Below are 12741 nucleotides of genomic sequence, written 5' to 3'. Positions count from 1 at the left end.
ACATCATGTCTAACATATTTAATTTGGCAGGTAAAACTGCATTGGTTACTGGCTGTAAAAGAGGAATAGGCAAAGCGATGGCTTTGGCTTTGGCCGAAGCAGGGGCCGATATTATCGGTGTTTCTGCAAGTCTCGAACTTCAGGGTAGTGCTATTGAAAAAGAAATTTTAGCACTAGGTAGAAAATTCTATGCCTACCAGTGCGATTTTGGTAAACGCGAAAATACTTTAGCTTTTGCGGCTCAGGTAAAATCAGATCATCCTGTGATCAACATTTTGGTGAATAACGCCGGAACGATTTTGCGCCAGCCGATTGCGGAACATTCAGACGAGTATTGGGATGAGGTCATTGCTGTAAACCAATCAGCGCCATTTATTTTAACGCGAGAAATAGGCAGGGAAATGATTGCAAGAGGAAGTGGAAAGGTCATTTTCACGGCATCGTTACTCTCCTTTCAGGGTGGTATTACCGTACCTGGTTATGCAGCGAGTAAAGGTGCGATCGCGTCTTTAACTAAAGCTTTCGCAAATGAGTGGGCGTCAAAAGGGGTAAATGTTAATGCAATTGCGCCTGGATATATTGCAACCGATAATACCTCTGCCTTACGTGAAGATCAGGACAGGAGTACCTCAATATTATCACGTATCCCGGCCGGAAGATGGGGAACACCAGAAGATTTTAAAGGACCAACCATATTTCTGGCTTCAGCAGCCAGCGATTACGTACACGGAACGATTTTAACCGTTGATGGGGGTTGGATGGGAAGGTAGGTAAGTTATGAGTTTGGAGTCCTTAGTCTGGAGTCTTTAGTCCTGAGTCGACATTTATGAGTTATATTTCAAGAAGTCAAGTTTTGAAACTTGACTTCTTATTTATTTCGAAAGCTGTAAAGGTTTTACGCGTTTTCGAACGGCAAGCGCTTTACACCAAACGCTTAGCCTTAATAAAGATTATAAATCTCCTTAATATCCTTCAAAATACTTTCGAAATCGATTTTAAGGTCGATTAATTTACCGGTATGGATATCGAAAACCCATCCGTGAACGGTTATTCCGCGTTCGGTAATGGCTTGCTGTACCGCTGCGGTTTTTAACAGGTTAACACATTGTTCCTGAACATTCAATTCTACCAGTCTGTTGTAGCGGGCGCCTTCATCCTCAATGGCATTTAATTCCTCTTTGTGGATACGGTAAACATCGCGGATATTCCTTAACCATGGATTTAATATGCCCATATCAGCAGGCTGCATGGCAGCTTTAACACCTCCGCAATTATAATGGCCGCAAACTACAATGTGGCTTACTTTTAAGTGGCGAACAGCATAATTCAAAACCGTCATCACGTTTAAATCTACGTTGTTTACCAGGTTGGCCACATTCCGGTGCACAAAAGCCTGCCCGGGTTGTATACCCATTAAATCTTCGGCCGTAACACGACTATCTGAACACCCGATATACAAAAACTCCGGACTTTGTCCTTTAGATAATTCGGTAAAGTAGTTGGGATCAATTGACAGTTTTTCTGCGATCCATTTTTCGTTGTTGTTAAAAACGTCTGCTACATTCATACTTGTGCTTTAATAGCGTTATCGGATAAATTAATTATTCTTATAATACAGCAATAATATTAAAAAGATCTATTAAGCTTGCAAGTTCTGCTGCTGTAATATTGCATAGAGGTTATGAGAAACCGCGCTGGTAGATTTCTTTTTAATAGATTTATTAACAAGTTTTATCCGGAAATGTTTACTGATTTGACAGGTATTTTAAGGTGCCGAAAATGCAGTTGATAGCACTCGGTTCTGTGATCAGGCCTGATGATGTGGCCGTTTGAGTAGAAAATCGTCATCTCGATCGGACAGCTTTCGGGTGAAATGGAACTAGAGATTGATTTTTATAGTTTTCTCGAATTCGCTGCACCCGCTCGAAATGACGATTAATCTTAGGATTCTGATATTTTAGCTCGCAACCGCTACCGAATTTTTGTTGATATGGTTAGGCAATTCTTCCAGTGTATATAAATTAACTAACGATTCTCTCAGTACATCTTGAGCGTTATACCACGCATTTGCCTGAGTAAAATGACAAATGCCATTGGTTAATTCGGTGATAATTGCGCCAATTAATGTTGCAAAATGATTTTCGAACACATCTCCCGGGTGATATTTCAGAGAAAATACCTTATTGTAGTTTTGTAGTTGCGCTTCAACTGTTGCACTCAGCTTTACAGGTTTTGCAACTTTCCTTTTTTTCTTTTTAAATAAGCCAATGATTTTCTGGACAATACTCTGTTTAATGATTTTCTCTTTAAAAAGCTTTTTCTTGTATTCTTTCAAATCAAATGATTTATGAGAAACACTAAAATTTAATTTTAAGCTATTTTCATTAAATATGGCCAGGGTAGGTTTGTCCCATTTAAAAACGATCGGTAAGCTTCCGTTCGGGTTCCGGAATGAAAAAGAGGAATTAATATCCAGAACGTTCTCATGTTCATTTAAACGTTTTAAAATTGTTGGGATAAGATCGTCTGTTAAAGAATTGGTGTAGATGTTAATATAAGAGCTCATGTGATTAAGATTGGTTGAATCAATGTAATGGCATAGTTTGTTTGCACTATGCGTTATTTCAATGATAATTAAGGATATCCTCTCGTTGAAGTGTAGTCTATGTATCGTAGGTGTACTTCAATATATCGATTAACTTGGAAATCTCAAGTTATATTGGTCGTAATTATTTTTCATTTGTATGTGGTTTTTGTGCGTAATGTTGCCCGAAAAATAGTGGCTGCTTAATTTCAATTACTTAAACGATCCCAAACTGGAAAACGTTACAATGAGTTACAAAATTACCTGATTACAATAATTATACCAAAAATACCCGGCTTTTTAATTTTCCAGTAGCTTTTTCATATTGGTTAGCTGTAGAGTATTTTTAACGCCAGTTGTATCACAATCTCCTTTAGCTATTAGCTGTTTTAAGCTTCGGTTAAAACTCCTTACTGAGATACCCAAATAGGCCGCCATGTCTTCTTTCGAGACAGAGATATGCTCATCAGCCTGCAACTTAAGTAATTTTAAAAGTGCATATTCTAAAGTGTATAGCTGTTGAAATGATGCACGCGTACTGGTTTGTATTATCCTGGTAGATAGTTCTTGTAATAAGATTGTGGTGAACTCGCTATTCTGATTAATTAATGAAAGGAAAAAATGATGAGGTATAACATAGGCCGTAACATCACTAATTGCAGCTATACTACACAGGCAATTGATCTTTTTTAGTGCTTCCAGTTCTCCAACCACTTCGCCCTTGCCTAAAAACTCGATAATAAAATCTTTACCGTTTTCTTCAGAAATGAAACATTTGCTGATTCCGTCTTTAATGATATAAATGTAGCTGATTTTTTCGCCCTGTTCAATAAATCTATATCCTGCTTTAAAGTTTTTGAGTGTAACCGCCGCGTCTTTATTTTCGGCGCAAAAGCGTTCAATAAAGGATAAGAATGTAAGATTGGTGCGTAGCATATTTATTTAGTCGAGACAAATGTCCTTTTGTAAAGGAAGTTGGTGCTTTACTTTTGTGAAGCTAAAATAAGCATAACCATGAAAAATCAAATTACCGTAATTGCTTTTGACGCAGATGATACCCTTTGGGTAAATGAGCCTTATTTCAGGGAAACTGAAAACCAGTTTGCAGGGCTTTTGGAAGATTTTATGCCTCATCATCAGGTACTGGCAGAACTTTATAAAACAGAAATTGACAATCTGCCACTTTATGGTTATGGAATTAAAGGCTTTGTATTAAGCATGATCGAAACTGTTCTAAGGATAACAGGAGGTAAAATAGATCCGGTTGTGATCAACAGAGCGATAGCGCTGGGGCAGGAAATGCTCCATAAACCGGTAGAACTGCTTGACGGGGTTGAAGAAGTACTGAAAGCCTTACATGGAAAATACAAACTGGTATTGGCTACCAAAGGCGATTTATTGGATCAGCAACGAAAATTGACCAAATCAGGACTGGACCACTACTTTCATCATATCGAAATTATGAGTGATAAACAGGAAAGAGATTATCAAAAACTGATCAAACACCTGGATTGTAAGCCTGAAGCATTTTTAATGTTGGGAAATTCCCTAAAATCGGATGTTTTACCTGTGCTGAATATTGGCGGACATGCCGTTCATATCCCATTTCATACCACATGGGTGCATGAGCATATTGATCATGCCATTGAGCACGAAAATTTTTACCAGATGGAAACACTAGCTGAAGTTTTACCCAAATTAATCGAATGAAAGAAAAAATAAATATAAACACCTGGATCAGAAAAGATCACTTTGAATTTTTTAGCGCCTTTGAAGAGCCTTTCTTCGGTGTAACTGTAGAGCTGGACTGTACCGCTACCTATAAGGAAGCAAAAGAACAAAACGTTTCCTTTTTTCTGCTTTATCTGCACAAATCGTTGGTGGCCGCCAATTGCGTAGAGCCTTTTAGGTATCGGATTATTAATGGTGAAGTTTGGAAATATGATACTATAAATGCTGCGGCCACCATCAACCGCCCCAATGGAACTTTTGGATTTGGGTACCTGGATTTTTATGAGGATTTTGAAGATTTTAGAATGGCAGCTGATCAGGAAATTGAAAAAGTAAGAAACAGCACTGGTTTAATCCCTTCCGCATCGGGAGAAAATGTAATCCATTATTCGGCACTGCCCTGGTTAAATTTCACTTCTTTATCACATGCCCGGAACTACGCTTATCAGGATAGCTGTCCTAAAATATCTTTCGGCAAACTTAAAGATGAAAATGAACGAAAAATAATGTCGGTTTCTATTCATGTAAATCATGCTTTGATGGATGGGTTTAACGTTGCCCAGTTTGTGGATAGCTATCAGGCGCTATTAAGCAACACAGGAGTGAAGGCATATTTTTAATCTCAACATTAGCGTATGAAACCTAAGAAATATTTTATACCCGGTTAACATTAGAAATTTATTTTCGTAAATGTTTATCGCTGCCGTAATTATTCCCATTTACCTTTTGGCCATTGTAGCCATGTGTTATATGGACAGCGCTTTCAAGGCAATGATGTTTTTTATCATGTTATTAGTTGCCACATTTGTACTTTTTTTTTTATCAATTATCCTTTGCGATCAGCTCTTGGGATAATCTGTTTGATGGCACTTTTTGCTTTTAAATTTAAAAATTAATTAAATTTTAATTTATCATTTGTATTCGAGAAAGTATTTGCTATTTTTGCTGCTCGAGCTGGAAGCTTATTCTCAATAATCGATTTGATCATTCTTACTTTGGTTGTTGAACATTCAAAATTTGGGGGATTAGCTCATTTGGCTAGAGCGCTTCGCTGGCAGTGAAGAGGTGATCGGTTCGAATCCGATATTCTCCACCCTTAAAAGCCGATTTATTAAGTTAAATCGGCTTTTTTGTTTCTAATAAACCTGAAACTGATGCACTACACTTGGAAAAAGTAATTGAGTTCCGGTGCCTGAATTCATACTATTGTCTAAGCCAATTCGGATATCAAATCCGAAGTTGAGGTAAGGATATAATAGGTAAACCAAAAGTTTCTAAAAACGTCATATAAGTAATACGATTATCTTGGTTTTTGTTACATTATTAAAATGTGCTAATTAGCTGTTTCAAGGCAGTTTGTTGATAAATATCAAAGATTTATTTTTGTTAAGTGAACTTTAAAAAATAATTAAGAGTAATTTTGTTTTCATGAACAACGCTCTTAAAATCATTGTGTTATCATTATTAATGAATAGCGCTAAAGCTCAAATTGTTAAGCCATTGTCTTCCGACATGTTATCGGCTACCCGTATAAATTTCAATAAAAACCTGTTGAAACTCGATTCGTTTGATATAGATAATCTGCCTCCTTCTGTCTACTTGTTTTCTAGAGAGGGTAAGCACGAAATAAATATTGAAGGTGTTACGGTCTTGACTGATGAAAAAGAGATTGTTGGTATTAAAGACATGGAGCTCTCGGAAGAGTCGTTGAAAAACATCAGCGACAGGCTAAAAGTTCTTGATAAACTTCAGAAAGCCTATAGCGACGCATCCAATGATGAATATAGGTCTGGTAAAAGAAATAAGAATAAAATTGTGTTATATGATCGCAGATTTTTTGCAATTCTCCGCGGAATGAGAGTGACCTTGAGAGATTTTAAAAAAATGTATGTTGCCAATCAGAAAGATAAAACGAAAACGATATCAGTGGCTGCAATGAGAAATCCGAATATCGACTGGAAGTTCTACAGTCAATTGATAGAAGCTGAACACGAAAAGATACTGGCGCTAACCAAATAATTTTGCCCTAATTAAACTAGCCATCTGTAGCGAAAGTTTTAGATGGTTTTTTTATCAGAATCACAGATTGAAATATCATTAAAAAAAGATTTGCATGTAGATGTTATTTCATGTACATCAAATAAAGCCAACATTTTATTATCTGATTTCAAAAACGTAACTGCCGGCTGGCCTATTGAGCCTATTGTTAACCACTTTTCCATTTAAGTAAGCTTTCTTGCCTGCTATGTCCGGAATGGTGATACTGGCGCTTGAATTGGCCGGGATTTTTACCTCGTATTTAATACCCTTTGCATTTCTTTTCCATGAGGATAGAATGGTGCCATATGGACTCTCATGGCTCACTGTAAAATGTGTTAATCCTTCAACAAAGTGTGGTTGCAATAAAATGTTTTTAAAACCAGGTTGCTGCTCATCAATTTTTATTCCACCTATTCCTTTAAAAAACCATCCACCAATTTCGCCAAACATCATGTGGTTATCAGAAATATCCCTGGTAGCCTGCATATCCCAGTTTTCATGAAGCGTTGTTGCACCATTGGCGATCCACCAGCCCCAACCCGGGTAAGTGTCTTGTGCAGCCAGTTTATAGGCTGTTTCTGCCTGCCCGTTATCACTTAAGGCATTCAAAACAGCTTTAGCGCCCAAAACGCCTACATCAATATGCATGCCATCAGCCGCAACACGTTTAGCCAGGTTTTCGGCCAATTTCAACCGGTATTGATCTTCTACAATATTCCATTGCAAAGCCATGCTCAGTTCCGTTTGTACGCCCGAACCATAGCTAACTTTTTCCGCATCAAAATACTTACTGTTAATGGCTTTTTTAATCTTATTAGCCAGGGCACTATAAATGAGATAATCATTTTGCTTATCAAATAATTTAGCGGTTTTAGCTAAAATATCAGCATCCACATAAAAATAAACGGATGAGGTATATTCTAAGTTGGAAGTAGATTTGACAGGCACCCAATCTCCCCGTCCAAAGGTAGTTAAACCATCTTTACTGATGCTGTTTACATAATCAACATACTGTTTGATGTGGTTATAATTATCAGCCAGTGTTTTTGGATCACCGTAAAACATATAAATATTCCATGGAACAATGGCAATGGTACTGGTCCAGTCGGTTCCATTAGCTGTGCCGTAGCCCCATCCGCTGGTAGGAATAATATCGGGCAAAACGCCATTTGGTTGTTGTTCATCACGGTGGTCACCTAACCATTTTTCGTAAACAGTTAAAGCATCAAAATTATACAAGCCGGTTTCTACGGCAAAGTGTCCATCTCCGGTCCAGCCATTTTTTTCTCTTTGCGGACAGTCAGTAGGGAGGCCAAATAAATTCGATAAATAAGAATTGTTCGTTGCCCACCAAATTTTATCAATCAGCGGATTTGAAGAAGCTATTTCTCCAATAGCGGGTACATCGCTATGCATAAAATAAGCCACTAAGCTTGTCTTTTCTAACTTAATAGGCTCACTTGAGGTAATTTCTACGTATTGAAAGCCTTTATAATTAAACAAAGGCATAAATTCTTCTTCGCCATTTCCATTTAGTATAACAATATCGGTTTGGAAAGGGTCGGTATCATCTTTAGGGCGGTAATAAACATCAATGTTGGATAAGTTTGCCCGACCGTTTGCAGATAAGCGCTCTGCATGTTTAAGTTTAATCACAGTACCTTTTTTGCCTGAAACCTTTATTTTACTCACTCCGGCAATGTTCCTTCCCAAATCATACAGGTAAACGGTGTCATTAAACTTACGCAGGCTTTTGGCTTTTATTTCCTCCACATTACGGATAGGATGCATGGTTTGGGCAACAATATTTTTTGATGGGGCCGCCCTTAGGTTTATTCCATGCCATTTTGCATCATCAAAATCAACTTTATTCCACCCTTTTTGCTCCAGTCTCGCATCATAATGTTCGGCAGTATAAATATTATTAGAAATGATTGGCCCTAAACTGGTTTTCCAGGTACTTCCGGAGGTGATGGTCTCAATTGTACCATCGGTATAGGTAATTCTTAAATTTAAGCAAAATGCCGGTCTGGCCCTCCAGGGTGCTTTATCAAAATTCCAAACGGCCATGGCCTGGTGGTTATACCAACCATTTCCCAGAATAACGCCAATGGCATTTTTACCCTGCATGATGTTGGATGTTACATCATAAGTAACATATAGATTTTTTCTGTCAAAACGCGTGTACATGGGGTCTAAGCGGTGATTGCCAACTTTTTTTCCGTTCAAATAGAGCTCATATAAACCTGCAGCTACCATATAGACCCTAGCAGATTTTATCTGCTTTGCAGATTCAAATACATTTCTAAAATATGGTGCCGGGCGGGTATTGATATCATTTCCGTCGCTAATCCAGGTTCCTTTCCAGTTTTCAGCACCCATCATGCCCGTTTCAAAACTTAAGATTTTTGATGAGATGAGCTTATCATTTTGATCTAAAACATCTACTTTCCAGAAATATTTGGTGAATGGCATTAATGGCCTGCCTTTATAGGTAGCTAAATTGTTGCCTGAATTTACCTGATCCGTATCCCATTGTATATTTGTTTTGCCTTTAAGCTGTAAAGAATCGGTACCAACTGTAATTCGATAAGCCTTCTGTAGTGCACCTTTACGGTCATCGTCCATTATCCACGATAGGCGTGGATTTGGAATGTCAATGCCAATGGGATTAATTAAATGTTCGCATTTTAACTTGATAATTTCAGTTGCCTTTACCGATTGAGCGCCCGAAAAAAGCAGTATAAAAACAAAGAATTGGTTTAATAAAGTTGATTTGGTTACGTACATATGGAACTAGATAATAAAGAATAACAGGCAAACAAAACGTTTCGCTATTTATTGAGTCCAATAATAATTAAAATTAGTGCCCCAACTGTCCTTTACTGTTTACCTGTATTTTTTGCTGCTCAATATCGGTAATTATAGTCCAAAACAAGTTCTGTTTAATGTTTTGCTTAGTGTAAAATTTTGATTATTAATCTGAAATGAATCAGGCCACTGAAGCAAACCAATTAAAATTAAACCATTTATTGGCTTATTTTAACCTGTTCATTCCCTAAGTTGTTGAGCACTGTTTTAACATTTAGATTTGAGGATGAATGCAATTAAAATAACGTTATATCGGGGTTTATCCATTTTATTATTAGCTGTGCTGTTCTGTGGAACAGTACAAGGACAGGGCAGGACAGAATACCTGCTGGAAAGAAACTGGAAGTTTAGCAAAGGTGATTTTCCTGAAGCCGTAAATCCTGCTTTTGATGACAACAAGTGGGAAACGGTATGTATACCGCATGATTGGGCCATAAAAGGCCCATTTGATGGCAACAACGATAGCCAGAACGTACAGATTGTACAAAATGGCGAGCAAACGGCATCATTAAAAACAGGAAGAACAGGTGGTTTGCCTTTTGTTGGCAAGGCCTGGTACCGCAATACTTTTGTTGCACCTGCTTTTACAAAAGGTAAAAAAGCAGTAATACTAATTGATGGTGCCATGAGTTACCCAAAAGTGTTCTTAAACGGAGAGGCTGTTGGACACTGGGCGTATGGCTATAATTCTTTTTCAATTGATATCACCGACAAAATGAAAGTTGGCAAAAATACACTCGCCATCGGCCTGGAAAATTTGCCTGAAGCCTCTCGCTGGTATCCTGGCGCGGGTTTATACCGGAATGTGCATATTATCATTACCGACGACATAAGCATTCCGGTTTGGGGCACTTATATCACCACCCCCATAATCAATAAAGATTTTGCGCGTGTGAAAATAAAAACTCAGGTCAATTCAATAAGCGGAAACTATTCTGGTTTGAGCCTGCAAACCACTATAAAAAATGCAAAAGGTGAAACGGTAGCCTCAGCAACCAAAACCTTGAATGAAGGTGATTTGAACGAGTTTGAGCAGGATTTGATAGTTAGAAAACCTGAACTATGGTCGCCGGAAACGCCAAACCTATATGCTGCCGTAACAAAACTATATGCAGGAAACAGTTTGAAAGATGAATATACCACCACTTTTGGTATCCGTTCCATTAAATACGAAGCTGAAAAAGGTTTCTCGCTAAATGGTGTTTACCGCAAATTTAAAGGTGTTTGCAACCACCACGATTTAGGTCCACTTGGAGCCGCCATTAATGTTGCTGCCCTGCGTAGGCAGCTTGTATTATTAAAAGATATGGGTTGCGATGCCATCAGGACTTCGCACAATATGCCTGCGCCCGAGCTGGTAAAATTATGCGACGAAATGGGATTTATGCTCATGGTAGAGTCTTTTGATGAATGGAAGGCACCGAAAGTGACTAATGGGTACAGTCACCTTTTTGATGAGTGGGCCGAAAAAGACATCGTAAATATGATCCATGCCAACAGAAACAATCCTTCTGTGGTGATGTGGAGTATCGGAAACGAAGTGCCCGATCAATCGACGAAAGAGGGTGGCAAGATTTTAAAGTTTTTACAGGATATATGCCACCGTGAAGATCCAACCCGGCCGGTAACTGCGGGTATGGACAGGATAAAAGACGGGCTGGACAATAATTTTGCCTCGGTGTTGGATATTCCAGGCTTTAATTATAAACCATTCTGGTATGGCGAGGCGTACAAACGCTTGCCGCAAGGAATGATTTTAGGATCTGAAACTGCCTCTACCGTTAGCTCCAGAGGGGTGTATAAATTCCCTGTAGTGCCGCAGAAAATGAAAATGTACGATGACAATCAAAGTTCATCATATGATCTGGAATATTGTAACTGGTCGCAGATTCCTGACGACGAGTTTATGATGCAGGATTCACTGAAATATGTAATCGGCGAATTTGTTTGGACAGGTTTTGATTATTTGGGAGAACCTACGCCTTATGATGAAAAATGGCCGTCGCACAGCTCCTATTTTGGGATTATTGATCTGGCAGGTATCCCGAAGGATCGTTTTTACCTTTACAGGAGCAAATGGAATCCTGAAAAACCCACCCTGCATATTGTGCCACACTGGACTTTCCCTGGTCGCGAGGGACAGGTTACCCCGGTGTTTGCCTATACCAATTATCCATCGGCAGAATTGTTTGTTAACAACAAAAGCCAGGGCAGGCAAAGCAAAAATAAAGCGACGAGTACCAGCAGGTATCGGTTAATGTGGAACAATGTAAAATACGAACCCGGAGAAATCAAGGTGATTGCTTACGACGAAAATGGTAAACCTGTTGCCGAACAAAGCGTTAAAACAGCAGGCAAGCCGCATCATATTGTTTTGGATTCAGATCGTAAGACTTTGAAGGCTGATGGAAAGGATCTGGCTTATATTACGGCAAGTGTGGTAGATGCCAATGGTACCGTATGCCCTGACGCAGATAATAGCTTAGCTTTTAAAGTTACCGGAAACGGAACATATAAAGCTGTGGCCAATGGCGATCCGACCAGTTTGGAATTGTTTCACCTGCCAAAAATGAAGGCTTTCAAAGGTAAACTGGTCATTACCGTTCAATCAACAGAGCAAGCTGGAAAATTAAATCTAAGTGTTTCTGCTAAAGGTTTAAAAGCTGCGGTATTACCGATTGAGACCAAATAAGAATTAAACTTAGAGATGTTAGTAAGCGTACATCAACGGCTTAACGCGTAATCGGCGAACCAAAATGATTAGCCATAATAATCAGCTACAAGCACTACCTTTGTAAAGTGATGAAAAAAATAGAAGTCCTGGCAATTGCCGGGACTTTTACGTTGAACCCATAGCTACTAAAAATTACTCCCCAACTTTCTCGTACTTATAAATCTGGGTTCTTCCACTGGCATTGTAAATACTGTCTTGTTGTATATTTTTTCGGTGTTCTGTTAAGATAACCATGCTTGAGCTCAAAAAGATGGCATCTTGATTCATGGAAACATTCGGATCTTTTGAATTAAATACTGCAGGCCCATCGCTATGAACCCGCGCCCTGTACAGATCTCGCTTCCAACGATAGGCGGTAATATCATCATCACCATTTTTTTTACAGCCGAATATCACCACCAATAGCATTGCAGCCAAAAAGTTTTTTGCCATGTCTTTTTTTTATTTAAAATGAGGAAAAAAAAGCGATTTGCGAAATTTTGGCTCATATTTAACAAAAAATAACAGATGGTAGAACACTGTTCAATATACAGTTGAGCTTAGTTGGAAGGCTTACTGATCAGTGTTAGAAAAGTAGTGCAGGATAGGGCCCTAATTATGGCTTTTGGAGGTAATGCTATTAATCAAGAGGTGGTCGTCGGCTTATAGATCTGCAAAGTGGCCTGTCGCTGTTACAACGCCAGGGCGGGACGCGGTTTTCGGATAACTGGCATTTACAGAAAAAACCCTTTCACCCAAGTATTCAGGATGAAAGGGTAATGATTGAGGTTAATTTATTTAA

The 12741-nt window shown here is 38.6% G+C and carries 10 protein-coding genes and 1 tRNA gene; 6 read left to right on the top strand and 5 right to left on the bottom strand.

Annotated elements, in window-relative coordinates; genetic code table 11:
* The first annotated feature begins 5 nt into the window (after positions 1 to 5).
* Positions 6 to 770 (top strand): SDR family NAD(P)-dependent oxidoreductase, encoded by a 765-nt coding sequence (locus QZ738_RS01955; protein ID WP_293783750.1) that lies wholly within the window; start codon positions 6 to 8, stop codon positions 768 to 770.
* A 170-nt stretch (positions 771 to 940) separates the two neighbouring features.
* Here the strand turns inward: QZ738_RS01955 and QZ738_RS01950 are convergent, their stop codons facing one another.
* The 3 genes from QZ738_RS01950 to QZ738_RS01940 form a co-directional block, all read right to left on the bottom strand.
* Positions 941 to 1567 carry a carbonic anhydrase gene (locus QZ738_RS01950; protein ID WP_293783748.1) on the bottom strand — a complete coding sequence of 209 codons (627 nt, stop codon included), beginning with the start codon at positions 1565 to 1567 and terminating at the stop codon, positions 941 to 943.
* 390 nt (positions 1568 to 1957) lie between these two features.
* Positions 1958 to 2566 (bottom strand): hypothetical protein, encoded by a 609-nt coding sequence (locus QZ738_RS01945; RefSeq protein WP_293783746.1) that lies wholly within the window; start codon positions 2564 to 2566, stop codon positions 1958 to 1960.
* A 318-nt stretch (positions 2567 to 2884) separates the two neighbouring features.
* Entirely contained in the window at positions 2885 to 3520 is a 636-nt protein-coding gene (locus QZ738_RS01940) for a Crp/Fnr family transcriptional regulator (RefSeq protein ID WP_293783744.1), read from the bottom strand.
* A gap of 78 nt (positions 3521 to 3598) precedes the next feature.
* Between QZ738_RS01940 and QZ738_RS01935 the strand changes: the two genes are divergently transcribed.
* From QZ738_RS01935 to QZ738_RS01920, 4 genes are all read left to right on the top strand, one after another.
* Positions 3599 to 4294, top strand: a complete 696-nt coding sequence (locus tag QZ738_RS01935; RefSeq protein WP_293783742.1) for an HAD family hydrolase — start codon at positions 3599 to 3601, stop codon at positions 4292 to 4294.
* A complete protein-coding gene (locus QZ738_RS01930; protein WP_293783739.1) occupies positions 4291 to 4935 on the top strand; it encodes a chloramphenicol acetyltransferase in 645 nt (214 codons plus the stop codon). Before QZ738_RS01935 ends, QZ738_RS01930 begins: the two co-directional genes overlap by 4 nt.
* 399 nt (positions 4936 to 5334) lie before the next feature.
* Positions 5335 to 5408, top strand: a tRNA-Ala gene (locus tag QZ738_RS01925).
* A gap of 335 nt (positions 5409 to 5743) precedes the next feature.
* Positions 5744 to 6334: a hypothetical protein gene (locus tag QZ738_RS01920; RefSeq protein WP_293783736.1), complete on the top strand. Its 591-nt coding sequence runs from the start codon at positions 5744 to 5746 to the stop codon at positions 6332 to 6334.
* 138 nt (positions 6335 to 6472) lie between these two features.
* Here the strand turns inward: QZ738_RS01920 and QZ738_RS01915 are convergent, their stop codons facing one another.
* Entirely contained in the window at positions 6473 to 9145 is a 2673-nt protein-coding gene (locus QZ738_RS01915; protein ID WP_293783733.1) for an alpha-L-rhamnosidase, read from the bottom strand.
* Positions 9146 to 9452: 307 nt separating this feature from the next.
* Between QZ738_RS01915 and galB the strand changes: the two genes are divergently transcribed.
* Positions 9453 to 11918: a beta-galactosidase GalB gene (galB, locus tag QZ738_RS01910; RefSeq protein ID WP_293783730.1), complete on the top strand. Its 2466-nt coding sequence runs from the start codon at positions 9453 to 9455 to the stop codon at positions 11916 to 11918.
* Between the two features lie 174 nt (positions 11919 to 12092).
* On the opposite strand, the gene QZ738_RS01905 is transcribed toward galB, so the two are convergent.
* Complete coding sequence (locus tag QZ738_RS01905; RefSeq protein WP_293783727.1) at positions 12093 to 12392, bottom strand: hypothetical protein; 300 nt, start codon at positions 12390 to 12392, stop codon at positions 12093 to 12095.
* Between the last annotated feature and the right edge of the window lie 349 nt (positions 12393 to 12741).

It is taken from the genome of uncultured Pedobacter sp., assembly GCF_913776295.1.
Classification (GTDB): Bacteria; Bacteroidota; Bacteroidia; order Sphingobacteriales; family Sphingobacteriaceae; genus Pedobacter.
Note: the sequence above shows the minus strand (reverse complement) of the source record. Positions and strands in the feature narration are given on the sequence as shown.